The sequence below is a fragment of the Ruegeria sp. BC5 genome, assembly GCF_056539205.1.
Genome location: NZ_JBQFUN010000001.1, coordinates 1,325,681 through 1,351,821, shown reverse-complemented (window position 1 = coordinate 1,351,821; position 26,141 = coordinate 1,325,681). Strand labels below are relative to the sequence as shown.

Here is a 26,141-nt window from a genome sequence, read left to right as displayed (position 1 = left end):
ATCCTCCTCGGCGTAAAAAAGGCCGCCCGGTTCCCCGCGCGGCCCTTGTTAATTTAGAAAGCTAAACCGGTTATTCCAGTTCGACCAGCAGGTCCTTAGCGTCAATCTGGCCTCCGGGCTGCACGTGAACGGCCTTGACCGTCGCGTCGCGTTCGGCGTGGATGCCGGTTTCCATTTTCATCGCTTCGATGGTCAGCAGCATGTCGCCTTCCTTGACCTGCTGACCAGCTGTGACGGCGACAGTGGCCACAACACCTGGCATCGGTGCGCCGACATGGTCGTGGTTGCCCGCCTCGGCCTTGGGCCGCGCCTGCGTGGTCGAGGTGACCATGCGGTTCGGCACCCGGATCACGCGGGGCTGGCCGTTGAGTTCGAAGAAGACTTTGACTTCGCCTTTTTCGTCGGTCTCACCAATGGCCTGACAGCGGATTTCCAGTGTCTTGCCCGGGTCGATCTCGGCGGTGATCTCTTCGCCTGGCTCCATGCCATAGAAGAACGTGCGCGTGGGTAGGGTGCGGACTGGACCATAGACGCGGTGACGGCCCATGTAGTCCAGGAAGACCTTGGGATACATCAGGTAGCCGTTCAGATCCTCGTCATCGACCTCTTTGCCTTCCAATTGCTTGGATAGCTCGGCGCGGGTGGCTTCCAGATCAACCGCCGGCACGTCCTTGCCCGGGCGGTCGGTGTTCGGGGCCTCGTCTTTTAGCACCTTCTTGATGATGGTGTCCGGGAACCCTCCAGGAGGCTGACCCAGATTGCCACGCATCATGTCGACGACCGAGTCGGGGAAGGCCACGTCAGAATCTGGGCTTTCCACATCGTCACGTGTCATGTTCTGACTGACCATCATCAGCGCCATGTCACCGACGACCTTGGATGACGGTGTTACTTTCACGATATCACCGAACATCTGGTTCACGTCCGCATACATCTGCGCCACTTCGTGCCAACGCTCTTCAAGGCCGAGGCTGCGCGCCTGTGCCTTGAGATTGGTGAACTGACCACCTGGCATTTCGTGCAGATACACCTCAGACGCGGGGGCTTGAAGGCTGGACTCAAAAGCCGCGTACTGGCCGCGCACTGCCTCGAAGTAATCGCTGATCTCCCGGATTGCCTTGATATCCAGCCCGGTGTCGCGCTCGGTATGGCGCAGCGCTTCGACCACAGTGCCCAGCGTTGCCTGCGAGGTGTTGCCGCTGAAGCTGTCCATCGCGCAATCCACCGCGTCCACGCCGGCCTCGGATGCGGCCAGAATGGTGGCGCTGGCGATGCCGGCGGTGTCGTGCGTGTGGAAGTGGATCGGTAGCCCGACCTCTTCTTTCAGCGCCCGGATCAGAATCTTGGCCGAGGCCGGTTTCAGCAAACCTGCCATGTCCTTCAGGCCCAGAACGTGTGCCCCTGCATCGCGCAACTCTTTCGCCATGCCGACATAGTATTTCAGGTCGTACTTGGAGCGATCCGGGTCCAGAATGTCACCGGTATAGCAAACGGTGCCTTCGCAGATTTTGCCATTCTCGACCACTGCATCCATCGCAACGCGCATGTTCTCGACCCAGTTTAGCGAGTCGAACACGCGGAACACGTCGATATTCTTGGACGCCTGACGTACGAATTCCTGTACCACGTTGTCGGGATAGTTGGTGTAGCCAACCCCGTTCGCCCCGCGCAGCAGCATTTGGGTCATCAGGTTCGGCATCGTTTCGCGCAGGTCACGCAGGCGCTGCCACGGGCATTCCTGCAAGAAGCGATAGGCCACATCGAAAGTTGCGCCGCCCCAGCATTCGACGCTGAACAGTTGTGGCAGGTTGGCCGCATAGGTCGGTGCCACCTTGATCATGTCGATTGACCGCATCCGGGTGGCCAGCAGAGACTGGTGGCCATCACGCATAGTGGTGTCGGTGATCAGCAGCTGACGCTGCGCCTTCATCCAGTCGGCTACAGCCTGCGGGCCCTTTTGCTCCAGCAGATTGCGGGTGCCCATTTGCGGCTCGGCTTTGGGCGCGGGTGCTTTGGCTTCTTTTAGATCAGCGCGCGGGGCGGGACGATCTGCGGTCTCGGGATGCCCGTTCACGGTGATATCCGCGATATAGGTCAGAACCTTGGTGCCGCGGTCGCGACGACGCTTGAAGGTGAACAGGTCCGGCGTCGTGTCGATGAATTTGGTGGTGTATTCATTCGACAGGAAGGTCGGGTGTTTCAGCAGGTTGATGACAAAGTCGATATTGGTGCTGACGCCGCGAATACGGAACTCGCGCAGGGCCCGGTCCATCCGGGCAATCGCCGCGTCGGGCGTTGGGGCCTTTGCGGTTACCTTGGTCAGCAACGAGTCATAATACCGCGTAATCACGCCACCCGCATAAGCCGTGCCGCCATCCAGACGGATGCCCATACCAGTGGCCGAGCGATAGGCGGTGATGCGGCCGTAATCGGGGATGAAGTTGTTCTGCGGGTCTTCGGTGGTGATCCGGGTCTGCAGCGCGTGACCGTTCAGATGCACATCAACCTGGCTGGCGGCACCTGTGGCCTCGGCCAGGGTTTTGCCCTCGGCGATCAGGATCTGCGCCTGCACGATGTCGATGCCGGTGACTTCTTCGGTGACGGTGTGTTCGACCTGCACGCGCGGATTCACTTCGATGAAGTAGAACTTGCCGGTTTCCATATCCATCAGGAATTCGACAGTGCCAGCGCATTCATAGTTCACATGGGCGCAGATTTTACGGCCCAGTTCGCAGATTTCCGCGCGCTGTTCTTCGGACAGATACGGGGCAGGGGCCCGTTCCACGACCTTCTGGTTCCGGCGCTGGACCGAACAGTCGCGTTCATAGAGGTGATAGATCTCGCCATGTTTGTCGCCGAGAATTTGCACCTCGACATGGCGGGCGCGGGTGATCATCTTTTCCAGATACCCCTCGCCGTTGCCGAACGCAGCCTCGGCCTCGCGGCGGCCTTCCAGTACTTTTTCTTCCAGCTCGTCCTCGGATTCGATCGGGCGCATCCCGCGACCGCCGCCGCCCCAAGACGCCTTGAGCATCAGCGGATAACCGATCTCGGCAGCTTCCTTGCGGATCGCGTCCATGTCATCGCCCAGAACCTCGGTCGCCGGGATGACGGGTACGCCCGCCGCGATAGCCACACGTCGTGCGCTGGCCTTGTCACCAAGCGCGCGCATGGTTTCAGCTTTGGGGCCGATGAAGGTGATGCCATTCTGAACGCAGGCATCCACGAAATCGGGGTTCTCGGACAGCAGGCCATAGCCCGGGTGGATCGCGTCCGCGCCGCATTCCTTGGCCACGCGGATGATTTCGTCGATGCTCAGATAGGCAGCAACTGGTCCCATCCCCTCGCCGATGCGATAGGCCTCATCCGCCTTGAACCGGTGCAGGCCCAGCTTATCTTCTTCGGCGAAGACAGCGACGGTGCGTTTGCCCATCTCGTTTGCTGCGCGCATCACGCGAATGGCTATCTCGCCGCGATTGGCGATCAGGATCTTGTTGAAGTTGGTCATATCAGGTCCCGGTCTTGGTGGTTTGGCCGTATTCATAGGCGGACAATACGCGCTCGTATATCAGTCGTTCTGGGTAGAACCGGCATGTTAACGCTCGCAAACGCCGCTTGGTGGCGCAAACTTACTAGCAATTCTGCGCTGCAGCATCAATTGCTGTATTGACGTAGCGTAAGTTGATCCAACTTTGCCAAACCCATCTGGCCCATATTCGCCAGCATGTCCTGTCGCAGAATGTCGATGACATGGGCCGGGCCGCGTGACCCAAGGGCAGCCAACCCATAAAGAAAACCCCGCCCCAGCATGACGAAATCCGCCCCAAGCGCCAAAGCTCGCAGAACATCAAGCCCGCCTTCAACGCCACTGTCAAAGATTAGCGGCAAGTCTGTGGCCGCCCGTATGGCGGGAAGCGCGCGAATGCTAGCCGGGGCGCCATCGAACTGCCGCCCACCGTGATTCGAGACCCAGAGCGCATCAACACCGGCTTGTTTCAGGCGAGCCGCGTCTTCGGCGCGCATCACGCCTTTCACAACGAACGGCCCATCCCATGCATCGCGCAACCATTTGACATAGTCCATATCTGGCGATGTGCGCAGCAGGTATCCGATATGCGCCGTGGGGGACAGCGCGCTATTGCCATCGATGTATTTGTCGAGCGTCCTCATTCGCGGCATACCATGTCGCGCCATGCCCAAGGCCCAAGTCGGGCGTTGGGCGATCTGCGCCAGCAAACGTGGCGTCAGTCTGGGTGGATGGGTCAGGCCAGATCGCACCTGCCGTTCGCGCCGCGATGCAACCGGGACGTCAACTGTCAGCACAAGCGTTGAAAACCCGGCGGCTTTGATGCGACCTAACATGTCCGCGCGAATGTCCGGGTCCTTTGGAGGGTAAAGTTGAAACCAGGCGTTTTGACCAAGATGAGGAGCCAGATCCTCGGGGCTTTGGCTGGCGACGGTCGACAAAGTATACGGCAACCCTGCCTTGGCACCGGCGAGGGCCAGCAGTTTCTCAGCATCCGGCCAGATCAGCCCCGACATTCCAATCGGCGCAATACCGAAGGGCAAGGGAAAGTCTTGGCCCAAAAACTGTGTTCTGGTGTCACATTCGATAGGACCGTGCAGGATTGAGGGTAAAAACTCCACATCATCCAGTGCGGCCCTGTTTTTGTGCAGCGTGACCTCGGACCCTGTACCGCTATCCAGATATTCCCAGACGAAATGCGGAACCTTGCGCCGTGCGTGGCGTTTCAGATCGCCAATGCTGGGGAATGAGCTGTACAGGTCCATACGAATTGATCCGACCTACACAGTGATTCTGCAAGGTTTTCAGGCCGCTGATGCCTGAGTTGTCGATTTGGTCGGTTGCTCGGGCTTGCTTTTATTACCCTGTGCCGGATCAGCGCCATTGGCGACCTGCACCTGATTTCGACCCTTGTCTTTGGCCACATACAGGGCGTCATCTGATGCACGCATCAAATCCTGCGGCATAGAACCGTGCGCAGGATAATGGGCAACGCCAACGGAAATCGTGATGCGCGGCAGTGATTTCTCACCATAGCGGACCGAGACAGCCTCGACCGCCTGCCGCAATTGTTCGGCCCGGGTCATGGCGTCTTCGGGGGTGTTGTCGGGCAGGATCAGCATGAATTCCTCACCTCCGATGCGGCAGGCAACCTCGTCCCGGTCACAGCCCTGTTCCAAGGCCGAGCCCACCGAGCGCAGCACCATGTCGCCCGCATCATGACCATAGGTGTCGTTGAATTTCTTGAAGTGATCCACATCCACAGCTATCAGGCTCAGCGGTGCGCCTGTCTGTTGGCTGCGGCTAATGGATTTGCGCAACGTGTCGGTCATATGCCGACGATTGAACAAGCCGGTCAGCGGATCACGGACCGATTGGTCATGCAATTGGTCCCGCATCCGCACGTTTGCAATCGCCATGCTGATTTGTTCTGCACACAGTTGGGCCAGTTTTCTATTGGAATGAAACACTTTTTGGCTGCCTTCATGCGCCCGCAGATGGAGCAGGCCAACTGTTTCGCCATGCGCCAGAATGGGAAAACAGAAATAGGGGCGGCCATCATGGGGTTCGGCATGTTCGCAGACAAAATCAATCTCAGACGCGCCGTATTGGTATGTGCGACCGCGACGCAGACCCCAGCATCCTTCAGGGTGGATATGCGCCTTGTGAGTGCCCCCGTTCCAGCTTGCGCAGCCATCCAGAACATCGCGCGAGTTGGAGTAGACATACACGCTGCCCTCTGCCTCAGGCAGGATGTGGGTCATAAACCTTGAAACCATGTCGAACAGTTCATCCAGAGATCGGCTCGACTGTAGCCATTCATTCAATTCGCCCAACAGGCGTACCTCACGCGCCAACCTAAGTTGTTCATCCATCAGGTTGCGTTCTTTGGCTGATTGCCGTTGCAGCGCGCGTAACTGCAGACGGTTGGTGCGATATGTCACCAATGAGACGCTGGCCAAAGCGAACAGCGCAATGCCGCAAAGGATCGAAAGTGAAACCCTCAGTCGGGTAATAAATGTTGTGCGCAGATCGGTGAAATCGGTGAAAAACTCAATCGCGCCGATGAAGCGTCCGTTTTTTGTGATCGGAACGAACACCTCAGCCACCTGATGTTGCACGGCGGTACGCGTGCTTTCGGAATGCAGGTCGAGTCCGTCGATCTCAGACAGCGGGAGCGCTTCCTGAATATAATGCGTCATTCCGCGTGCAACATCACTGCGGAAAAAGGCACGCGTTTCGTAGGATCCGATTTCCTCGGGACGTGTTGACCAGACAACGCGCCCGGCCGTGTCGAACATTTTGAACCGATACACATCCGACGCTTCGGGCATCGAAGAAAGAAATTCGGCATCATGCGGGTCGATCTTGCCGGTTTGCAGCGCCGTTTCGGGATCTTTTAGATGCAGAACAACGCGGCGTTTCCACAGTTCGGACTGTTTCAATATGTCAGTTTTCAGCATTCGGTCCACAACCGGTGCCGGAAGAGAATAGACTCCCCAACCTGCAACCGCCGCCAGCGCTATCAACAAAACGGTGATCCCCGCCCATTTTACCCGATGGGCAAGCCGTCCCCGAGCCGTGAGTTTCATATCCCGCCCTCCCGCAATCTGACATCAGCATTGAGGCCAGAGTTTGAGAGAGAGTTAACGAGACCGGCATAGGAGCAGACAAAAAAGCTCGAATTGCTCAGAGTTGTAGCTAAGGATTTGTTGCTTTTTAGGTGAACAAGCCGTGAACAAACCCTTTCCCTTGTCGCGGAACCAGCGTAGTTTGGAGGCATGAGCAGTTTCGACGAAATGGACGCCTTTGAGGGCGCATCGCTTTCGGCACGCGCTATGGCAGCGCGGCCCGCACCTTATCTGGATGAGTTGAACCCGGCGCAACGTGACGCGGTTGAGCGGTTGGACGGTCCGGTTCTGATGCTGGCCGGGGCGGGGACGGGTAAAACCAAGGCCCTGACAGCGCGTATTGCCCACTTGCTTAGCACGGCGCGGGCGCGACCGAATGAGATTCTGTCGGTGACCTTCACCAACAAGGCCGCACGTGAAATGAAAGACCGGGTGGGCCGCTTGCTGGGCCAACCGGCCGAAGGGATGCCGTGGCTTGGCACCTTCCATTCAATCTGCGTCAAGCTGCTACGCCGTCATGCTGAGCTTGCCGGTCTGAAATCTAATTTTACCATTCTGGACACAGACGATCAGTTGCGCTTGCTGAAGCAGTTGATTCAGGCCGCCAATATCGACGACAAGCGCTGGCCCGCACGAATGCTGGCTGGAATCATCGACGACTGGAAAAACCGCGCGCTGACGCCAGACAAGGTGCCCGCAGCGGATGCCGGGGCCTATAACAATAAGGGCATTGAGCTTTACGCTCAGTATCAAGTTCGCTTGCGCGAGCTGAACGCGGTGGATTTCGGCGACCTGCTGTTGCACATGGTCACGATCTTCCAAGCGCATCAGGATGTGTTGGAGCAATATCAACGCTGGTTCCGCTATATTCTGGTGGACGAGTATCAGGATACCAACGTGGCCCAATATTTATGGCTGCGCCTGCTGGCCGGGGCGCATAAGAACATTTGCTGCGTAGGCGATGATGACCAGTCGATCTATGGCTGGCGCGGGGCCGAAGTAGGCAACATCCTGCGGTTCGAAAAAGACTTTCCCGGCGCTTACGTGGTACGGTTAGAACAGAACTATCGCTCGACCCCGCATATTCTGGCCGCTGCGTCGAATGTCATCCGCGGAAACGAAAACCGTCTGGGCAAGGAACTCTGGACCGACGCGCAAGAGGGCGAAAAAGTTCGTCTGATCGGCCACTGGGATGGCGAGGAGGAGGCCCGTTGGATCGGCGAAGAGATCGACGCGATGCAAGGTGGAACTCGGGGTGCGCGGCCCTTCAATTTGGATGAGATTGCCATTCTGGTCCGTGCTTCGCATCAGATGCGCGCGTTTGAAGACCGGTTCCTGACCATCGGTTTACCCTACAAGGTTATTGGCGGCCCGCGTTTCTATGAGCGGATGGAGATCCGCGATGCCATGGCTTATTTCCGGCTGGTGGTCAGCCCCGGCGATGATCTGGCGTTTGAGCGGATTGTGAACACTCCGAAACGCGGCCTTGGAGATAAGGCGCAGCAGACGATCCAGATGACAGCGCGCGAGCATGGCGTGTCACTGGTCGATGGCGCGCGGATCGCGGTCGATAACGGGTTGATCAAGGGCAAGGGCGGCAAGGCGCTGCGCGAGTTGATCGACGGCCTGGCACGGTGGAATGCGATGACGCGTGGGCCTCGGATCGAGGTCGACGACGATTCGGTGATTGATGACGGCACTGCGCCCATGCGGTTCGGCGAGCCAGAGGTTTCACATATCGAACTGGCGCAAATCGTTCTGGATGAATCCGGCTATACCGCGCATTGGCAAAACGAAAAAACGCCCGAGGCGCCGGGACGACTGGAAAACCTCAAGGAGTTGGTGAACCAGTTGGACAACTTCGAGAACCTGCAAGGGTTTCTGGAACATGTCAGCCTAGTTATGGATAACGAGCAGGAGGGTGACGGGGCCAAGGTTTCGATCATGACCCTACACGCGGCCAAGGGGCTGGAGTTTCCCGCCGTGTTCCTGCCCGGGTGGGAAGACGGGTTGTTCCCGTCGCAAAGGTCGATGGACGAATCCGGCCTTAAGGGTCTCGAGGAAGAACGACGGCTGGCCTATGTGGGCATCACCCGCGCGGAAGAAGTTTGTACGATATCCTTCGCCGCCAATCGACGCGTGTTCGGCCAGTGGCAAAATTCGATGCCGTCGCGGTTTATCGACGAACTGCCCGAGGATCATGTTGAGGTGCTGACGCCTCCGGGGCTTTATGGCGGCGGTCAGCCTGCGGCGGGAATTGAAACCCGCGCGGCTGAGGCAAATGTTTATAACTCGCCCGGTTGGAAGCGGATGCAAGCGCGGCAGGGGCAGTATGGGATGTCTCAGCCACGCGAAACCCGCAACACGGTGATCGATGCAACCGCGGTCGCAAGCTTCACCCTAGGCGAGCGCGTGTTTCACCAAAAATTCGGCTATGGCGCGGTGATCGGCATCGAAGGCGACAAGGTCGAGGTGGATTTCGAAAAGGCGGGCACCAAAAAGGTGGTCTCGCGGTTCCTGTCGGCCAAGGACGACATACCCTTTTAATCAATAGGAATGTGCCTGACGGCATATGCTCGGTTTTTTTGGGGCGCCCGGCCATTGCTGCGGCGCCTTGTTTCATTTGTGAAAAAAGAAAAACGGCGGTTCCCAGGGAGGAGGAGGGGAACCGCCGTTCATTTCAACATCAGGGCAGGGAGGAGAAGAGCCCCGATGTATCCGAACCCGGGTTTGATCCCGGTATGTGTAAGTCGCGGCGACACCAGGGAGGAGGAGAGGTGTCGCCGCGCGCTTTCAACATCAAGGCAGGGAGGAGAAGAGCCCCGATGTATCCGAATCCGGGTTTGATCCCGGTATGTGTAAGTCGCGGCGACGTCAGGGAGGAGGAAGACGTCGCCGCGCGCTTTCAACACCGGGAAAGGGAGGAGAAGTACCCGGTGTGTCAGTTTCCGGCTTTCAGGGCCGGTATAAGGTGCGGCGATATCAGGGAGGAGGAGAGATATCGCCGCTGAAATACAGATCCTAAAGGGAGGAGGAAGGACCTGATCTCGGTTATGTCAGTGCGCGCTTAGTGCGCGACGTATTCTTCGGCCGCCTGCATTGCCACGCGGCGGATCATCGAACGGTGCAGGCCCAGATCGGCCAGCTCTCGGTTCGACAGTTCGGACAGTTCATTCACGGTCCGGCGGTAGACCCGGTACCGAACGAACCTGGTTTTTGAAGCCTCAATCAGTGATGCCAGGCCGGTTGCCGGTGCGCCTTTGAGCGCGGTCTGATGTGTTGCTACAGCCATCTGTGTTACCCGATATGTTTTGTCTTTGCCGCTGTGTCTCGGCGTTTGCTTGAGGATGAAGATAAGGAAATGCTGCACATGCACAATAGGTGAACTTGTCAATGCTGCTATGCAGCAAATGCATAGATATCAACGTGTTGGTGTGCTGTTGTCATTTGGGCCTTAAAAACAGGAGTTTTATGAGTGCCTTGCCCACGGTGGCAATCTTCCGAATTTTACTGGTTAGTAAAAATTGCCGCTTCTTTAAGCGCGATGTTTCTAAGTTGAGCATCTTTAAATTAAGGTGCGCCTCTTGCCTCACTAAATGAGTGTTCCGGTGTGCATGGGAAATCATGGGCGACGCCTGGGAATGCCTTCGCGATTTGCATGGGGAGCCGCAAATGGAAGGTGATTCGTACGGTGGAAGCTGTGAGATTGACCTCTGGGTGATTGAATTTTCAAGAATTTGGAGAATTTTTGGGAATTCATGGGACATGATGTTCAGTGCAAGTTTTTAGCTATATATGGTATTTGGCCTCGATATCAATTCTAATTATGGTGTAATGCGGGTGGTTTTCAATTGATTGCCATGCGTCTATATTGCGATTCTTTCTTAAGTACATTGAAGTTTCCTATTGATTTCCATGAATTCCCATGGCATCCCTTGTTTATCCGATGAGGACGAGGCACATGGGGCGCCAAACGACCCCGAACCAATAAAAACAGGTTTCATACAGGCATCTCGCTTTCATCAATCAAGAGATCCGGCGCGCGGGCGAGCAGACATCCCCCCAGGTGGCGCGCGCAGCTGGACATCCCGCAAAGCGGGTCAATGCGGCGGGTTGATCAGTGGCAGCAGATCAACCCGCCGTTTTTCATCCGGGGGGAACGTGAATTTTGGGTGGGGCGCAAGCGAAAGGGACAGTCGTCTTGGCGCGCAGGTTTAGAGGTGAAAGCCACCACAAGGTGGATACGAAGGGCAGGGTGTCGATCCCGGCCTCGTTTCGCCGTGTGCTTGAGGCTTCGGACCCGAACTGGCAGCCCGGTGATACCCCCGAACTGGTGATCGTCTATGGAGATCACCGCCGCAAATTCCTTGAATGCTATACCATGCAGGCGATTGACGAGGTCGATCACAAGATTGACGCGCTTCCGCGTGGTTCGATGCAGCGGAAGATGTTGCAGCGCATGTTCCACGGTCAGTCCTTCCCAACCACCGTGGATGAGACGGGTCGCCTTGTGCTGCCAGCCAAGTTGCGCACCAAGATCGGCCTTGAAAACGAGGCGTTCTTTATTGCCGCGGGTGATACGTTCCAGATCTGGAAGCCTGAGACATATGAGTCTGAAGAGCTGGCAGCCGCCGAAGATTGGCTGGACGAACAGCCCGAGGATTTCGATCCTCTGGAGTTCCTAGATGGCGTCGGGGACGCGTGACGGCATGGCCGGCGCTGACACCCCTTCCGACAAACCTCATATCCCTGTTCTGCTGCGCCCATTGCTGGCCGCTGTGGCGCCGGTGTCCGGTGCTTGGCTGGATGGGACGTTTGGGGCGGGTGGTTATACACGTGGCCTACTGGAGGCCGGGGCTGACAAAGTCATTGGCGTGGACCGTGATCCGTTGGCCTTTGCGATGGCGGCAGACTGGGCGGGTGGCTATGGCGACCGGTTGGTTATGCAGCCCGGGGTGTTTTCCCGCATGGATGAATACGCGCAAGATCTGGATGGCGTGGTGCTGGACCTCGGCGTCTCATCCATGCAGTTGGATCAGGCCGAGCGTGGCTTTTCCTTCATGAAGGACGGCCCGCTGGACATGCGAATGAGCCAGGAGGGTGAGAGCGCCGCCGATCTGGTGAACACGGCGACCGAGGCCCAACTGGCCGATATTCTGTTCCACTATGGTGAAGAACGCGCCAGCCGACGGATCGCTAAGGCGATTGTGAAAGCGCGGGCGGATGAGCCGATTACGACGACCCTGCGTCTGGTTCAGATCATCGAATCTTGCTTGCCGCGCCCCAAACCGGGGCAGTCGCACCCGGCAACGCGCAGCTTTCAGGGGCTGCGGATTGCAGTGAACGCGGAATATGAAGAGCTGTTTCAGGGGCTTATGGCTGCCGAACGCGCGTTGAAGCCAGGCGGGCAACTGGCTGTTGTGACTTTCCATTCCATCGAGGATCGGATGGTCAAAAGGTTCTTTCAGTCCCGCGCAGGTAAGACCGGGCGTGCCAATCGCTATGCACCTGAAATGGAACAAGAACTGCCGCAGTTCACGCTTAAGACCCGCAAAGCTGTGGGTCCGGATGAACAGGAATTGCAGGAAAATCCGCGTGCGCGCTCGGCCAAGCTGCGTGTGGCGGTACGGACTGAGGCTCCGGCTGGGGAAATTGATGCCCGCGCCATTGGGATGCCGCAACTGGGGGGAAGGGCAAAATGAAGAGTGTTTTGTATGTGTTGACTGCTCTGGCCGTGTTCGGACTGGCGCTTTGGGCGTATCAAGAGAATTACCGCACCCAGCAAGTGGTGAAGGAAACACAGAAGCTACAGCGCGAGATTGGCATGGCGCAGGTGCGGCTGGCCGTTTTGAACGCCGAATGGGCTTACCTGAACCGTCCCGACCGGCTGCGCGAATTGGCCGACCTGAACTTTGAACGTCTGGGCCTGTTGCCGCTGCGCGCCGAACAATTCGGACGCGCTGATCAGATTTCTTACGCCGAGGACCCGGACCTGCCTATCGTCGACCCGGTCGAGTTGCAGGCCATCACCAGTACTCAGGCGCTGGGCGAGGTGCAGATCCCATGACCCGTACCCCTCTGCGCCCACTGGCCCGCGTTCTTGATGCCCGCGCTCGCGGGGAAAACCCAAAGGCGATCGAGCGGGAAAATATCCGTCAGCGTCACGAAGACATGAAAGATCGCGCCCGCGCCCGCGCCGAAGGGCGTTTGCTGGTGCTGGGCCTGTTCTTCTTCTGCGCTTTCTCGGTGGTAGGGGTCCGAATGGGCATGCTTGCGACGTCCGAGGCACAAGAGCCGCTGGCAAGCGCCCCCGGTGCTGCGATTGCGATGCAGCGCGCCAATATCGTGGATCGCGAGGGGCGCATTCTGGCAACCAATCTGGACACCTATTCTGTCTATGCCCAGCCACCTGCAATGATCGACCCAGTCGCCGCTGCAGACCAGCTGGTGGCGATCTTCCCTGATCTGGAAAAAGAGCGTCTGGTCAAGGATTTCACCGGTAATCGCAAGTTCCTGTGGATCAAGAAACGTATCTCACCGGAACAGAAACAGGCGGTGCATGATATCGGCGATCCCGGCATCTTATTTGGCCCGCGCGAGATGCGGTTATATCCGAACGGGCGTCTGGCCGCGCATATTCTGGGTGGTTCGGGCTTTGGCCGCGAAGGCGTCAGCGCAGCCGAAGTTATCGGCGTGGCGGGGGTCGAGAAGCAATTCGACGATTATCTGCGTGACCCGGCCAACGGCAACAAGCCGCTGCAACTTTCGCTGGACCTGACCATTCAAGCAGCGGTTGAACAGGTTTTGTATGGCGGCATGAAGATCATGAACGCCAAAGGGGCCTCGGCGGTGCTGATGAACGCACACACAGGCGAGGTCATCTCGGCCGCGTCGCTGCCGTCCTTCGATCCGAACGACCGTCCGCGCCCGCCAACCTCGGGATTTGATCCGTCGGACAGCCCATTGTTCAATCGCTATGTGCAGGGCGTTTATGAGCTGGGCTCGGTATTCAAAATCTTTACTGCCGCGCAGGCTGTTCAGTTGGGGTTAGTGAATTCTGAGACAATCATCGACACCTCTGGTCCGATGCGGATCGGGCGGTTCCCGATTGGTGAGTTCAACGGCAAGAACTATGGTAAGATCAGCGTTGCGGATGTGATCGTCCACAGCTCGAACCGTGGCACGGGCCGATTGGCCTTGCAGATCGGGTCGCGCCGTCAGCAGGATTTCCTTGAGGCGCTGGGCATGTTCGAACCCACCCCCTTTGAAATTGTCGAGGCCGCAGGCGGTGAACCGCTCAAGCCCAAGAAATGGGGCGAGCTGAGTACGGTGACCATTTCTTACGGTCATGGCCTATCGACCAGCCCGATGCATCTCGCAGCCGGATATGCAGCGATAGCCAATGGCGGGCATTATGTCAGCCCGACCATTCTACGCAAAAATGGTGCTCAATACGGGCCGCGAGTCATGTCCGAAAGCGCCGCGAAACAGGCGCAGAACATGCTGCGCCGAGTGGTGACAGATGGCACTGCCAGCTTTGGCGATGTTGCAGGCTATGACGTGGCGGGTAAGACCGGCACGGCGGATAAGCCCAAGCCGCGCGGTGGGTATTATGATGAAAAGGTAATCGCGACGTTCGCGACGATCTTCCCGGCCTATGATCCGAAATATGTGTTGATCGTCACTCTGGATGAACCGTCCATCGTGGCCTACGGCGAAAAGCGCCGGACGGCGGGTTGGACGGCAGTTCCCGTGGCTGCCGAGCTGATCGGACGGATTGCCCCGCTACTTGGGTTGCGTCCCCGGCTTGAGCCTGAGGCGCGCGCTGCTATAACCCTGACCTCAAATTAGGCTGTCCAGCAGAGGTGGGTCATGGGCACAAGGACGAAAACACTTAGCCAACTGGCCCTGACTGCGCGGGGCGGGGCGAATCCCGACATTACCGGACTGGCCGTTGACAGCCGTGAGGTGAAGGATGGCTATCTGTTCGCTGCGCTTCCCGGCACCCGCGTACATGGTGGAGAGTTCATACAATTTGCCCTGCGTATGGGGGCCGCTGCGATCCTGACAGATGCCGAAGGCGCTGAAATAGCGGCGGAGGAACTGGCCGCATCGGACGCTGCTTTGATCGTGGTTGAAGACCCCCGTCAAGCGCTGGCCGGATGTGCCGCGCTTTGGTTTGGGGCCCAGCCGCAGCACATCGTGGCTGTCACTGGGACAAACGGAAAAACGTCCGTGGCCACATTTGTACGCCAGATTTGGATGGAACTTGGACTGGCCGCCGTCAATCTTGGAACAACAGGGGTTGAGGGTGCGTGGACCGCACCGCTGGCGCATACCACGCCCGAGCCAATTACCTTGCACCGCTGTTTGGCCGAAGCTGCGGAAAACGGCGTGACCCATGCCGCGATGGAGGCGTCTTCGCACGGGCTCGAACAACGGCGTCTGGATGGCGTGCATCTGGCCGCTGCGGGCTTTTCGAATTTCACGCAGGATCACCTGGACTATCACGAAACCTTCGAGGCCTATTTCGCCGCCAAGGCGGGATTGTTCGATCGTGTGTTGCCACAGGACGGCACCGTGGTAATCAACATGAGCGACCCCAAAGGTGTCGAGGTTCGCAAAATAGCCGAAGCGCGGGGTCAAAGTGTATTGACCGTCGGGCTGGGCGATGCCGATCTGTGCCTAATCGGTCAGCGTTTTGACGCAACCGGGCAAGACTTGCGGTTTTCCTGGCAGGGCAAGGTGCTGCAAACCCGTCTGAACCTGATTGGAGGGTTTCAGGCCGAGAATATCCTGCTTGCCTGTGGGCTGGTCATCGCCGCCGGAGAAGAGCCCGAGCGTGTGTTCGAAACCTTGCCGCACCTGACAACCGTTCGGGGCCGAATGCAGTTGGCTGCGACCCGTGACAACGGCGCAGCGGTATTTGTCGATTACGCCCATACGCCGGACGCGGTGGCAACGGCGCTCAAGGCGATGCGGCCGCATGTCATGGGGCGCCTGATCGCCATTGTCGGCGCGGGTGGGGATCGGGATGCCACCAAGCGCCCGCTGATGGGTAAGGCAGCTGCCGATCATGCGGATCTTGTCTTTGTCACCGACGACAACCCACGCAGCGAGGACCCGGCCACGATCCGCGCCGCTGTTCTGCTGGGTGCACCGGAGGCCACCGAAGTGGGCGATAGGGCCGAAGCCATCCTGCGCGGCATTGACGCTCTGCAACCCGGTGACGCGCTGTTGATCGCCGGAAAAGGCCATGAGACTGGGCAAATCGTCGGTGATCAGGTGTTGCCGTTTGATGATGTGGAACAGGCCAGTATCAGTGTGGCCGCGCTGGACGGGAGGGTGGCATGACGCTTTGGACAGCAGCCGAGGCGGCCGAGGCCACCGGAGGGCGCGCCACGACCGATTGGGCGGTAAATGGCGTGTCAATCGACACCAGGACCATTGAGCCGGGCGACTTGTTCGTTGCTCTCAAAGCCGAGCGTGACGGGCATGATTTTGTGGCGCAGGCGTTGGAAAAAGGCGCGGGCGCGGCATTGGTGTCGCGCATTCCCGAAGGTGTTTCGAAAGACGCCCCGCTGTTGATAGTCGATGATGTTCAGATCGGGCTAGAGGCATTGGGCCAAGCAGGCCGCGCCCGAACCGACGCGCGCGTGGTGGGTGTTACCGGCAGCGTCGGCAAGACCTCGACGAAGGAAATGCTGGCGACCATATTGGAAAAGCAGGGAAAAACCCACGCCAGCGTGGCCAGCTATAACAACCATTGGGGCGTTCCTCTGACGCTGGCTCGAATGCCGCGCGACATTGAATTCGCCGTGATCGAGATCGGCATGAACCACCCCGGAGAGATTGCCCCGTTGGCGCGTCAGGCACGCCCGCATGTGGCGTTGGTGACGACAGTTGCGGCGGTCCATCTTGAGGCGTTCGATTCGGTTGCGGGTATCGCTCAGGAAAAAGCCGCGATCTTCGAAGGGCTCGAGCCCGGCGGAGTGGCCATCGTAAATGCAGATATCGAACACGCAGAAATTTTGCGTCAGATCGCGCAGGACTACGGGGCCGGTATCGTTGGTTTTGGCCGTAAGGCTGCAGATTACGCATTGAATGATGTCTCGCAAGGAGGCGACTCGGTGCGTGCGGAAGCTGCGGTTGGGGATGCCACCATCACCTATGACGTGCAATCGGCTGGAACGCATTTTGCCATGAATGCGTTGGGTGCATTGGCGGCCTGTGTTGAAATGGGTGTTGATCTTGATGAAGCCATCGCAGGTCTGCGCCAATGGTCTCCGGTCAAAGGGCGGGGCGTGCGCGAGGTGCTGCCGCTGGCGGCGGGCGGGCAGATTGAGCTGTTGGATGACAGTTATAATGCCAATCCTACTTCGATGGAGGCAGCGTTGGATGTGCTGGCTGCGGCCGAGGGCACACGCCGGGTCGCTTTTTTGGGTGATATGAAAGAGTTGGGCACGCAGGAAATCGCCATGCATTCCGGAATGGCGGATGTCGCGGCAATGGCGCAGGTCGATCAGGTTCACTGTATCGGTCCGTTGATGAAGGCTCTGCATGCAGCGCTGCCCGAGGGCAAGCGCGGGTTGTGGAGTGAAACAAGCACCGAAATGGCCGCGCATCTGCCGGATTTGATCCGGGCAGGCGATACGGTTCTGGCCAAAGGGTCGCTGAGCATGGCGCTGGCTCAGATTGTTGACGGTTTGCGGAAAATGGGGCAAGGGAGCGCGCTTGACCCATGACCTCCGCATGAGAAAGGTTTTGACATGCTCTATTGGTTGACCGCCCTGTCGGATGGGGGGGATTTCTTTAACCTCTTCCGCTATATCACCTTCCGTGCGGGCGGAGCCTTTCTGACCGCGTTGATCTTTGGCTTTATCTTCGGCAAGCCGCTGATCAACGTATTGCGCAGGAAACAGGGTAAAGGTCAGCCAATCCGAGACGACGGTCCTGAGGGGCATTTTTCCAAGGCTGGCACGCCAACCATGGGCGGGTTGCTGATCGTTGGTGCGCTGGTGACCTCAACGCTGGTCTGGGCGCGGTGGGACAATCCTTATGTCTGGATGGTGTTGTTTGTGACGCTGGCTTATGCGGCAATCGGTTTTGCAGATGACTATGCCAAGGTGTCCAAGCAGAACACTAAGGGTGTGTCTGGAAAGATGAGAATGGCGCTGGGGGTGATCATCGCGGTTCTGGCTTCGCTTTGGGCCACCCTGCATCATCCCGAGGCGCTGCAGAACCAGCTGGCCGTGCCGGTCTTCAAGGATACGCTGGTCAATTTGGGAGTTTTTTACATCCCCTTTGCAATTGTTGTGATTGTGGGGGCGGCCAACGCTGTGAACCTGACTGATGGCTTGGATGGCTTGGCAATCATGCCTGCGATGATTGCAGCCTCGACCTTGGGTGTAATTGCTTATGCGGTCGGGCGGGTCGACTTTACCGAATATCTGGACGTGCATTATGTGCCGGGTACGGGGGAGATTTTCATCTTTACCTCGGCACTGTTTGGCGCGGGGCTTGGGTTTCTGTGGTATAACGCTCCGCCTGCGGCCGTATTCATGGGCGATACCGGATCGCTGGCTTTGGGCGGCGCGCTTGGCGCGATTGCGGTGGCCACTAAGCACGAGCTGGTACTGGCCGTTGTCGGTGGGCTTTTCGTTGTGGAAGCGCTGAGTGTGATTATTCAGGTTTTGTACTTCAAACGCACCGGTCGCCGCGTGTTTCTGATGGCACCAATCCATCACCACTATGAGAAAAAGGGGTGGGCCGAGCCGACCATTGTGATCCGGTTCTGGATCATCTCGCTGATCCTGGCGATGATTGGTCTGGCGACTTTGAAAGTCCGGTAACGCTCCCGCCAGGTTCGGCGGACCTGCGGTCCACCTGCCACCTGTTGAGCCCGGCTCGCGCTGACGCGCGAGCCTTTTGTTGCCCTTGCCAATAGAGTTTTCTTCTGTGCAGTGTGACGGCCAATTGGACGTCAGAAGAAGGTGGGCGGCATGATCCCGGTCAAAGGGTTTTCAGGGCAAAAGGTTGCGGTTCTGGGGCTTGGCCGATCGGGTCTGGCCACGGCCCGTGCATTGCGGGCAGGTAAGGCTGAGCCTGTCTGTTGGGATGACAATCCCGCCGCTCGCGAAACAGCCGAGGCAGAAGGTTTCACTTGCGCCGATTTGCACCGCCACGGGGCGTTTGACGACATCGCGTCGCTGATCGTGTCGCCGGGAATTCCGCATCTCTATCCCGAACCGAACCCGATTGTGGCTGCTGCGCTGGACGCCGGAGTGCCGGTGGACAACGATATTGGGCTGTTCTTCCGATCCTTTGCCGGGTCGGAATGGAACAACTATGACACCCCGCCTCGCGTTATTGCGGTGACCGGGTCAAACGGGAAGTCAACCACTGCAGCATTGATTCATCACGTCCTGACCGAAGCCGGGCGCGAGGCACAGCTGGCAGGGAATATTGGGCGCGGGGTGCTGGATATTGATCCGGGTGGAGACGGGTCGGTGGTTGTGTTGGAGTTGTCCAGCTATCAGACCGATCTGGCCCGCGCATTGACGCCGGATGTGGCGGTGTTCACCAACCTCTCGCCTGATCATCTGGATCGGCATGGCGGGATGGGGGGCTATTTCGCAGCCAAACGTCGGTTATTTGCCGAGGGCGGACCGGATCGCGCAGTGATCGGTGTGGATGAAAACGAAGGCGCGTTTCTGGCGGGCCAGCTGTCCGAAGGGCCGACTGACGACCGGGTCATCCGTGTCTCGGTGGCGCGCAAACTGACCGGGCCGGGGTGGCAGGTCTTTGCACGCAAGGGGTTCTTGTCGGAGTACCGCAAGGGGCGGCAGGCTGGGTCAATCGACCTGCGTCAGATCAAGGGCCTGCCCGGCGTTCATAACCATCAGAACGCTTGTGCCGCCTATGCTGCCTGCCGCGCGTTGGGGCTGGCGCCGCGCGTAATTGAGGATGCGCTGCACAGCTATCCCGGCTTGCCGCATCGCAGCCAGATTATCGCCGAAGTGGACGGCGTGACCTATGTGAACGATTCCAAGGCCACTAATGTAGACAGCGCGCTGAAGGCGTTGAGCGCGTTTAAAAAGATCCGGTGGATTTGTGGGGGGCTGGAAAAAGAGGGTGGTCTTTCAGCGTTGAACGGCGCTGCGGATCAGGTGCTCAAGGCTTATGTGATCGGGCGCGAAGCTGCCAATTTCGCGCTTCAACTTGAAGCCGAGGCGCAGGTCTGCACCACAATGGCCGAAGCCGTGGCGCAGGCCATGTCAGATGCGCAACCGGGAGAGACGGTGCTGCTGGCCCCTGCAGCGGCAAGTTTCGATCAGTATGACAATTTTGAACAGCGCGGAGAGGACTTCGCTGAACAGGTTCGGCAGCGGTTGGCGGGATAGTCATTTGCAATAGACCGCCAGTTGGGCCAAGCTACAGTGCTATCAGCTTGACGCGCCGTGACAATTACGTTTGGCTCCGGGCAAATTCAACACGAGGTAATGACTATGCCATACCGTAAGTTTTCTCTGATCCTACCCGCCATTTTGGTGGCTGGCGCCTGCACGAATGTTGGTGCCAATTATCAGCCGATTGTCGATGGCCCGATTGGCCCGAACTACAACGTGGATCTGCAGCAATGCCAACAGCTGGCTGCATCGCAAGCCAGCGTTGATGGCTCCACCGCCGGGAACGCCGCAATCGGCGCGGCAGGTGCGGCTGCGGTTACCGGGATCGTTCAGGACAGCAGCGACAATCTGGGTCGTGCAGCGGTCGCTGGCGCTCTGGTCGGTGCCGGTGCGGACGTGATCAACAAGAACCAGAATAAAGAAGTCATCGTGCGCAACTGTATGCGCGGACGTGGCTATAACGTCGTCGGCTAACGGGTTGCGATTGCAACTCCAGCAGCGTGGCCCGAGGACCACGCCCATTGGAAATTGTAACCGCCCAGCCAACCGGTGACATCCACCGCTTCGCCAATCGCATAGAGGCCAGGGACATCCCTGGCCTCCATCGTTTTTGACGACAGATCATCAGTGTCGATCCCGCCCAGGGTGACCTCGGCGGTGCGATAACCTTCGGTGCCCGAAGGGGTCAGTGGCCAATTGGACAGGGCCGTAATTAAATCGGTCAGTGCCGCGTCGGATTGGTCGGCCAGGTTGCCCTGCATCGGAATATGCTGGCTTAGGTACTCCACCAGCCGTGTTGGCAAGTGGCGGGCAAGTTCGGTGGTCAGGGCCTTGCGGCCCCCGCTCTGCCGCTGATCGCGCAGCAGGTCGAAAAGGGGAAGATCGGGTATCAGGTTGACCCGGATCGCCTCACCCTCGCGCCAATAAGAAGACAATTGCAGCACCGATGGCCCGCTGAGGCCGCGATGGGTGAACAGCAGCGCCTCGTCAAAGCTGGTGCGCTCGTTTGACAGGCGTGCCGGCAGGGACACGCCGGAAAGGTCCTTGAATTTCCCGTCCGAGAAGGTGAACGGCACCAATGCTGCGCGTGTGTCGGTGATCCGCAGACCGAACTGGCGGGCGATATCATAGGCCAAGCCGGTTGCACCCATCTTGGGGATCGACTTACCGCCCGTTGCCAGAACCAGATTGGTGCAAGTCAGGCTGAGGCGCTGCCCTTCGCGGTCGACCTCCAGCGCGAAACCGACCTCGATCTTGCGCAAATCTTTCAACTCGGTACGCACCCACAGATCGGCCCCGGCGCGCTCCATTTCGGTCAACAGCATCTGAATGATCTGTTTCGAGGACCCGTCGCAGAACAATTGGCCAAGGGTTTTTTCATGCCACGCGATATCGTGGCGCCCGACCAGGTCAACGAAATCCCACTGTGTATATCGCGCCAAGGCCGACTTGCAGAAATGCGGGTTTTGCGACAGGAAGTTGCCCGGCCCGGCGTACATGTTGGTGAAATTGCAACGCCCGCCACCTGAGATGCGAATTTTCTCTCCGGCCGCTTTGGCATGATCGATCACCAGAACGCGCCCACCGCAATGGATCGCGCACATCATACCGGCTGCACCGGCACCGAGGATGATCGTGTCATATGTCATGGGCTGCGCATGGCGTGGAATTGGAAGGAAGGCAAGAGCCAGCGCGGTTTCGGCGCACTGCAAAAGACTTCATGGGTCATTGCATCGTGAGGCGTTTTGGTCAGTAGAAATACAGATTGCAAGCTGCCCAACGCGCTGACATGCTGCCCTTTTGACGCGCGTTTTAAAAAAAGGATAAATCGATGCGATTTCCGGACTTTATTGCTGCATTTCCCAAATTGGACGTGCCTTTCCCCGAGGATGTCGTGCAGACGGCGGTCATAAGATCTGACGCCGGCCTCGCGGCGTTTTTTACGTTTCTTCAGGATATGGAGCTTCCATTGCATTCACATGGGGCCCAATGGGGAACGGTCATCGAAGGTGAGGTCGAGCTGACTATCGGAGGAGTTACCAAAACCTACCGTCCCGGTGACAACTATTCGATTCCGGCCGGGGTGGAACACGGCGGGCAGATCAAGGCCGGGACCCGTGTGATCGACGTGTTTGAAGAGCCGGATCGGTATCCAATCAAAGAGTGAAGTAAATTCTGCGCTGTCCTGCGCAGGCATTATTCAGCCCCTTTGACACCGCGATGGGATTGGGGCCGTTTGTCCAATTGCTGAGGTCACCGCCACTTACGGGCCGTTTTCCGCATACCCGCTCATTCCGCTAGCCCAAACGCAAAAATGTCTGTAGACTCTCATTCAGATCCCGAAAAAGGGACATGAACGAGGCAGTAAGTGGCGGTATCTCATGACTGAGATGGTGTATGGCGCGGTCCAGGACCAGCGCGGAGAACCGATTCTACCAAAGTGGTGGCGGACGATTGATCGCTGGACCATGTCCTGTGTGCTGATCCTGTTTGTCATTGGGCTGTTGCTGGGGCTGGCCTCGTCGCCGCCGTTGGCCGGGCGCAACGGGTTTGACCCGTTCCACTATGTCGAACGGCAGGCGATCTTTGGCGGGCTGGCCCTGGTTGCGATGCTGCTGACCTCGATGATGTCCCCGACACTGGTGCGGCGACTGGCAGTGCTGGGCTTTCTTGCGTCGTTTGTGGCGCTGGCGTTTCTGCCGGTCTTTGGCACCGATTTCGGCAAAGGGGCGGTGCGTTGGTATTCGCTGGGCTTTGCCTCGATGCAGCCATCCGAGTTTCTAAAGCCCGGCTTTATTGTCGTGGCCGCATGGTTGCTGGCCGCGTCGCAGGAAATCAACGGTCCTCCGGGGCGGTTGTGGTCCTTTGCACTGTGCATGGCCATCGTTGGCATGCTGGTGTTGCAACCTGATTTCGGTCAAGCCTGTCTGATCCTGTTTGGCTGGGGCGTGATGTATTTTGTGGCAGGGGCACCTATGCTGCTTCTGCTGGGTATGGCCGGGGCGGTCGTGCTGGGCGGTATGCTGGCCTATTCGAACTCGGAACACTTTGCCCGCCGCATCGACGGGTTCCTGAACCAAGAGGTCGATCCGACCACGCAGCTGGGCTATGCTACCAACGCCATTCGCGAAGGTGGATTGTTCGGTGTTGGCGTGGGCGAGGGGCAGGTGAAATGGTCGCTGCCCGATGCGCATACCGATTTTATCATCGCTGTCGCGGCTGAGGAATACGGCCTGATCCTGGTGCTGATCATCATCGCGCTCTATTCGATCATCGTTGTACGCTCGCTGCTGCGGTTGATGCGCGAGCGGGACATGTTCATCCGTCTGGCAGGCACCGGTCTGGCCTGCATGTTCGGTGTGCAGGCGATGATCAATATGGGCGTTGCGGTGCGGCTGTTGCCCGCCAAAGGCATGACGCTGCCGTTTGTCAGTTATGGTGGTTCATCCCTGATTGCGGGCGGCATCGCGGTTGGCATGTTGTTGGCCTTCACCCGCACCCGCCCACAGGGCGAGCTTGGCGATATACTGCGCGGACGAGGTTAATGAACAAACCCTACCTTCTGATTGCAGCTGGCGGCACCGGGGGGCACATGTTCCCGGCACAAGCGCTGGCTGAGGCGATGCTGCAAAAAGGTTGGCGCGTGCGCCTGTCTACCGATACGCGCGGCGCACGGTATACCAGTGGCTTCCCGCACTCGACCGAAATTGTCGAGGCGTCCTCGGCCACTTTCGCGCGTGGTGGTTTGGCCGCAAAGGCGCTGGTCGGACCCAAGATTGCGGGTGGCGTGACCAGCATGTCATTGCAGATGATGCGCGACCGGCCGGATGTGGTTGTGGGATTTGGCGGTTACCCCTCGATCCCGGCGCTCGGCGCGGCGACGATGTTGAAAATCCCGCGCATGATCCATGAACAGAACGGTATTCTGGGACGGGTAAACCAGTTGTTTGCGACCCGCGTGTCTCAGGTAGCTTGCGGTATTTGGCCCACGGATCTGCCCGAGGGGGCAAAGGGCATCCATACTGGCAATCCGGTTCGGGCCGCCGTTCTTGAACGCGCGGCGGCGGGTTACATTCCGCCCGGAGATTACCCGATGTCGATCCTGGTGATGGGGGGATCGCAGGGCGCGCGCATCCTCAGCGATGTGGTGCCCGGCGCGATTGCAGCTTTGCCCGAATTGCTGCGCGGCCAAATCCGCGTTGCCCATCAGGCACGTGACGAAGATGGCGAACGGGTCACGGCGTTCTACGCCGACCATGGAATCCGTGCCGAGGTCAAACCGTTTTTTCACGACGTTCCCCGCCGCATGTCGGATGCACAGTTGGTTATCTCGCGCTCGGGGGCGTCAAGCGTTGCCGATATTTCGGTCATCGGGCGACCCTCGATCCTGATCCCGTTTGCGGCTGCCGCTGGCGACCACCAGACCGCCAATGCGCGCGGGCTGGTACAGGCGGGTGGGGCGATCATGATTCCTGAAAACGCCCTTGACGTTTCCTCGCTGACCGAGCAAATCACCGCAGTTCTGACTAACCCTGAAGCCGCGCAAAAAATGGCCCATGCCGCCCTTTCGACCGGAGCTCCGGACGCAACCGAGCGTCTGACGGCCCTTGTCGAGCAACTGGCGCAGAAGGAGACCGCATGAATCCTGCAACCAAACTGCCGCAAGATGTAGGGCCGATCCATTTCGTAGGGATCGGCGGGATCGGGATGTCGGGCATTGCCGAGGTGCTGCTGAACCTTGGCTACCGGGTGCAGGGGTCGGACCTGAAGGCCTCGAAAATCACTGACCGTCTGGCCAGCTTGGGGGGCGAGATTTTTGTCGGCCAACGCGCCGAGAACCTGGAAAACGCCGCCGTAGTAGTGGTGTCGACCGCGATCAAACCGGGCAACCCGGAATTGGACGGTGCCCGCGCGCGCGGACTGCCGGTTGTACGCCGGGCTGACATGCTGGCCGAATTGATGCGCCTGAAGTCCAACATCGCGATTGCCGGAACCCACGGCAAAACAACCACCACCACCATGATGGCCGAGTTGATGGTGGCCGGTGATTTCGACCCGACGGTGATCAATGGTGGGATCATCCACGCCTATGGCTCCAACGCGCGGATGGGACAGGGCGAATGGATGGTGGTCGAGGCCGACGAATCCGACGGCTCGTTCAACCGTCTACCTGCGACCATTGCCATTGTTACCAATATCGACCCCGAGCATATGGAACACTGGGGCGACTTCGACAAATTGCGCGACGGTTTCTACGAGTTCGTGTCGAACTTGCCTTTCTACGGTCTGGCCGTGTGCTGCACCGATCATGCCGAGGTGCAGACGCTGGTTGGCCGCATCACTGACCGGCGCGTGCGGACCTATGGCTTCAATGCGCAGGCCGATGTACGTGCAGTTAACCTGACTTACAAAGGCGGCATCGCGCATTTCGACATCCACCTGCAATACGAAGACACGGTGATCGAAGGCTGTACCTTGCCGATGCCCGGTGATCACAATGTCTCGAATGCCTTGTCTGCGGCGGCAGTGGCCCGGCACCTGGGCATGAAGACCTCGGAAATTCGTGATGCGCTGGCCAATTTCGGTGGCGTGAACCGCCGCTTTACCAAGGTGGGTGAGGTTGATGGGGTCACCATCATTGACGATTACGGCCATCACCCTGTGGAAATTGCTGCTGTGCTGAAAGCTGCCCGTCAGGCCACCGAGGGACGGGTCATCGCCGTGCATCAGCCGCACCGGTATTCCCGCCTGTCCAACCTGTTTGATGATTTCTGCACGTGTTTCAACGACGCCGATGTCGTTGCCATCGCTGACATATTTGCCGCCGGAGAGGACCCGATCAAGGGTGCATCCCGCGATGATCTTGTGCAGGGCCTGATCCGCCACGGCCATCGACACGCCCGCGCATTGCTGGACGAGGGCGATCTTGAACGTCTGGTTCGCGAACAGGCGCGTCCCGGAGATATGGTCGTCTGCCTGGGGGCTGGTACGATCAGTGCCTGGGCCAACGGATTGCCCGCTCGATTGCAGCAAAAACAGGTGGTCTGAGGCAATGGACTCTCGCCTATTGCAACT

At 58.7% G+C, this 26,141-nt stretch carries 19 protein-coding genes; 14 read left to right on the top strand and 5 right to left on the bottom strand.

What is annotated here, in order from left to right:
* Positions 1-70: 70 nt before the first annotated feature.
* The 3 genes from ACR0LY_RS06730 to ACR0LY_RS06720 all read right to left on the bottom strand — a co-directional run bounded on the left by ACR0LY_RS06730 (position 71) and on the right by ACR0LY_RS06720 (position 6,618).
* On the bottom strand, positions 71-3,508 hold the full coding sequence (locus ACR0LY_RS06730; RefSeq protein ID WP_170348023.1) for a pyruvate carboxylase: 3,438 nt from the start codon (positions 3,506-3,508) through the stop codon (positions 71-73).
* A gap of 146 nt (positions 3,509-3,654) precedes the next feature.
* The gene (locus tag ACR0LY_RS06725; RefSeq protein ID WP_170348024.1) at positions 3,655-4,791 is read right to left on the bottom strand and encodes an alpha-hydroxy acid oxidase; all 1,137 of its coding nucleotides are present in this window, start codon (positions 4,789-4,791) and stop codon (positions 3,655-3,657) included.
* 39 nt (positions 4,792-4,830) lie between these two features.
* Positions 4,831-6,618 (bottom strand): sensor domain-containing diguanylate cyclase, encoded by a 1,788-nt coding sequence (locus tag ACR0LY_RS06720; RefSeq protein ID WP_170348025.1) that lies wholly within the window; start codon positions 6,616-6,618, stop codon positions 4,831-4,833.
* A 189-nt stretch (positions 6,619-6,807) separates the two neighbouring features.
* On the opposite strand from ACR0LY_RS06720, the gene ACR0LY_RS06715 reads away from it, so the two are divergent.
* On the top strand, positions 6,808-9,204 hold the full coding sequence (locus tag ACR0LY_RS06715; protein ID WP_170348026.1) for an ATP-dependent helicase: 2,397 nt from the start codon (positions 6,808-6,810) through the stop codon (positions 9,202-9,204).
* Positions 9,205-9,724: 520 nt separating this feature from the next.
* Here ACR0LY_RS06715 and ACR0LY_RS06710 read toward each other — a convergent pair.
* Positions 9,725-9,949: a DUF1127 domain-containing protein gene (locus ACR0LY_RS06710; protein ID WP_170348027.1), complete on the bottom strand. Its 225-nt coding sequence runs from the start codon at positions 9,947-9,949 to the stop codon at positions 9,725-9,727.
* A gap of 909 nt (positions 9,950-10,858) precedes the next feature.
* Between ACR0LY_RS06710 and mraZ the strand changes: the two genes are divergently transcribed.
* The 9 genes from mraZ to ACR0LY_RS06665 all read left to right on the top strand — a co-directional run bounded on the left by mraZ (position 10,859) and on the right by ACR0LY_RS06665 (position 20,540).
* The gene (gene mraZ / locus ACR0LY_RS06705) at positions 10,859-11,362 is read left to right on the top strand and encodes a division/cell wall cluster transcriptional repressor MraZ (protein ID WP_170348028.1); all 504 of its coding nucleotides are present in this window, start codon (positions 10,859-10,861) and stop codon (positions 11,360-11,362) included.
* A 4-nt stretch (positions 11,363-11,366) separates the two neighbouring features.
* Positions 11,367-12,359: a 16S rRNA (cytosine(1402)-N(4))-methyltransferase RsmH gene (gene rsmH / locus ACR0LY_RS06700; protein ID WP_170349349.1), complete on the top strand. Its 993-nt coding sequence runs from the start codon at positions 11,367-11,369 to the stop codon at positions 12,357-12,359.
* A complete protein-coding gene (gene ftsL / locus ACR0LY_RS06695; RefSeq protein ID WP_170348029.1) occupies positions 12,356-12,724 on the top strand; it encodes a cell division protein FtsL in 369 nt (122 codons plus the stop codon). The genes rsmH and ftsL overlap by 4 nt, the downstream gene beginning before the upstream one ends.
* Entirely contained in the window at positions 12,721-14,508 is a 1,788-nt protein-coding gene (locus ACR0LY_RS06690; RefSeq protein ID WP_170348030.1) for a peptidoglycan D,D-transpeptidase FtsI family protein, read from the top strand. Before ftsL ends, ACR0LY_RS06690 begins: the two co-directional genes overlap by 4 nt.
* Positions 14,509-14,529: 21 nt before the next feature.
* Positions 14,530-16,011 (top strand): UDP-N-acetylmuramoyl-L-alanyl-D-glutamate--2,6-diaminopimelate ligase, encoded by a 1,482-nt coding sequence (locus ACR0LY_RS06685; RefSeq protein WP_170348031.1) that lies wholly within the window; start codon positions 14,530-14,532, stop codon positions 16,009-16,011.
* Positions 16,008-17,402 (top strand): UDP-N-acetylmuramoyl-tripeptide--D-alanyl-D-alanine ligase, encoded by a 1,395-nt coding sequence (locus tag ACR0LY_RS06680; protein ID WP_170348032.1) that lies wholly within the window; start codon positions 16,008-16,010, stop codon positions 17,400-17,402. Before ACR0LY_RS06685 ends, ACR0LY_RS06680 begins: the two co-directional genes overlap by 4 nt.
* Positions 17,403-17,426: 24 nt before the next feature.
* The gene (mraY, locus tag ACR0LY_RS06675; protein WP_170348033.1) at positions 17,427-18,509 is read left to right on the top strand and encodes a phospho-N-acetylmuramoyl-pentapeptide-transferase; all 1,083 of its coding nucleotides are present in this window, start codon (positions 17,427-17,429) and stop codon (positions 18,507-18,509) included.
* Between the two features lie 150 nt (positions 18,510-18,659).
* Positions 18,660-20,060, top strand: coding sequence for a UDP-N-acetylmuramoyl-L-alanine--D-glutamate ligase (gene murD, locus ACR0LY_RS06670; RefSeq protein ID WP_170348034.1), 1,401 nt, complete (start codon positions 18,660-18,662; stop codon positions 20,058-20,060).
* Between the two features lie 105 nt (positions 20,061-20,165).
* Positions 20,166-20,540 (top strand): glycine zipper family protein, encoded by a 375-nt coding sequence (locus ACR0LY_RS06665; protein ID WP_254440165.1) that lies wholly within the window; start codon positions 20,166-20,168, stop codon positions 20,538-20,540.
* Here the strand turns inward: ACR0LY_RS06665 and ACR0LY_RS06660 are convergent.
* Positions 20,537-21,715: a BaiN/RdsA family NAD(P)/FAD-dependent oxidoreductase gene (locus ACR0LY_RS06660; protein WP_170348038.1), complete on the bottom strand. Its 1,179-nt coding sequence runs from the start codon at positions 21,713-21,715 to the stop codon at positions 20,537-20,539. The two genes, ACR0LY_RS06665 and ACR0LY_RS06660, sit on opposite strands and share 4 nt — an antisense overlap.
* A gap of 182 nt (positions 21,716-21,897) precedes the next feature.
* On the opposite strand from ACR0LY_RS06660, the gene ACR0LY_RS06655 reads away from it, so the two are divergent.
* The 4 genes from ACR0LY_RS06655 (at position 21,898) to murC (ending at position 26,114) form a co-directional block, all read left to right on the top strand.
* Positions 21,898-22,233, top strand: coding sequence for a cupin domain-containing protein (locus ACR0LY_RS06655; RefSeq protein WP_170348040.1), 336 nt, complete (start codon positions 21,898-21,900; stop codon positions 22,231-22,233).
* A gap of 214 nt (positions 22,234-22,447) precedes the next feature.
* On the top strand, positions 22,448-23,611 hold the full coding sequence (ftsW, locus tag ACR0LY_RS06650) for a putative lipid II flippase FtsW (protein WP_170348041.1): 1,164 nt from the start codon (positions 22,448-22,450) through the stop codon (positions 23,609-23,611).
* Positions 23,611-24,708, top strand: a complete 1,098-nt coding sequence (locus ACR0LY_RS06645) for a UDP-N-acetylglucosamine--N-acetylmuramyl-(pentapeptide) pyrophosphoryl-undecaprenol N-acetylglucosamine transferase (RefSeq protein WP_170348042.1) — start codon at positions 23,611-23,613, stop codon at positions 24,706-24,708. The genes ftsW and ACR0LY_RS06645 overlap by 1 nt, the downstream gene beginning before the upstream one ends.
* Positions 24,705-26,114: a UDP-N-acetylmuramate--L-alanine ligase gene (murC, locus tag ACR0LY_RS06640; protein WP_170348043.1), complete on the top strand. Its 1,410-nt coding sequence runs from the start codon at positions 24,705-24,707 to the stop codon at positions 26,112-26,114. Before ACR0LY_RS06645 ends, murC begins: the two co-directional genes overlap by 4 nt.
* Positions 26,115-26,141 lie beyond the last annotated feature (27 nt).

What these genes read in the sequence shown, in the direction of transcription:
- ACR0LY_RS06730 (WP_170348023.1), bottom strand. Translation starts at nt 3,508, where the DNA reads ATGACCAACTTCAACAAGATCCTGATCGCCAATCGCGGCGAGATAGCC.
- ACR0LY_RS06725 (WP_170348024.1), bottom strand. Translation starts at nt 4,791, where the DNA reads ATGGACCTGTACAGCTCATTCCCCAGCATTGGCGATCTGAAACGCCAC.
- ACR0LY_RS06720 (WP_170348025.1), bottom strand. Translation starts at nt 6,618, where the DNA reads ATGAAACTCACGGCTCGGGGACGGCTTGCCCATCGGGTAAAATGGGCG.
- ACR0LY_RS06715 (WP_170348026.1), top strand. Translation starts at nt 6,808, where the DNA reads ATGAGCAGTTTCGACGAAATGGACGCCTTTGAGGGCGCATCGCTTTCG.
- ACR0LY_RS06710 (WP_170348027.1), bottom strand. Translation starts at nt 9,949, where the DNA reads ATGGCTGTAGCAACACATCAGACCGCGCTCAAAGGCGCACCGGCAACC.
- rsmH (WP_170349349.1), top strand. Translation starts at nt 11,367, where the DNA reads ATGGCCGGCGCTGACACCCCTTCCGACAAACCTCATATCCCTGTTCTG.
- ftsL (WP_170348029.1), top strand. Translation starts at nt 12,356, where the DNA reads ATGAAGAGTGTTTTGTATGTGTTGACTGCTCTGGCCGTGTTCGGACTG.
- ACR0LY_RS06690 (WP_170348030.1), top strand. Translation starts at nt 12,721, where the DNA reads ATGACCCGTACCCCTCTGCGCCCACTGGCCCGCGTTCTTGATGCCCGC.
- ACR0LY_RS06685 (WP_170348031.1), top strand. Translation starts at nt 14,530, where the DNA reads ATGGGCACAAGGACGAAAACACTTAGCCAACTGGCCCTGACTGCGCGG.
- ACR0LY_RS06680 (WP_170348032.1), top strand. Translation starts at nt 16,008, where the DNA reads ATGACGCTTTGGACAGCAGCCGAGGCGGCCGAGGCCACCGGAGGGCGC.
- mraY (WP_170348033.1), top strand. Translation starts at nt 17,427, where the DNA reads ATGCTCTATTGGTTGACCGCCCTGTCGGATGGGGGGGATTTCTTTAAC.
- murD (WP_170348034.1), top strand. Translation starts at nt 18,660, where the DNA reads ATGATCCCGGTCAAAGGGTTTTCAGGGCAAAAGGTTGCGGTTCTGGGG.
- ACR0LY_RS06665 (WP_254440165.1), top strand. Translation starts at nt 20,166, where the DNA reads ATGCCATACCGTAAGTTTTCTCTGATCCTACCCGCCATTTTGGTGGCT.
- ACR0LY_RS06660 (WP_170348038.1), bottom strand. Translation starts at nt 21,715, where the DNA reads ATGACATATGACACGATCATCCTCGGTGCCGGTGCAGCCGGTATGATG.
- ACR0LY_RS06655 (WP_170348040.1), top strand. Translation starts at nt 21,898, where the DNA reads ATGCGATTTCCGGACTTTATTGCTGCATTTCCCAAATTGGACGTGCCT.
- ftsW (WP_170348041.1), top strand. Translation starts at nt 22,448, where the DNA reads ATGACTGAGATGGTGTATGGCGCGGTCCAGGACCAGCGCGGAGAACCG.
- ACR0LY_RS06645 (WP_170348042.1), top strand. Translation starts at nt 23,611, where the DNA reads ATGAACAAACCCTACCTTCTGATTGCAGCTGGCGGCACCGGGGGGCAC.
- murC (WP_170348043.1), top strand. Translation starts at nt 24,705, where the DNA reads ATGAATCCTGCAACCAAACTGCCGCAAGATGTAGGGCCGATCCATTTC.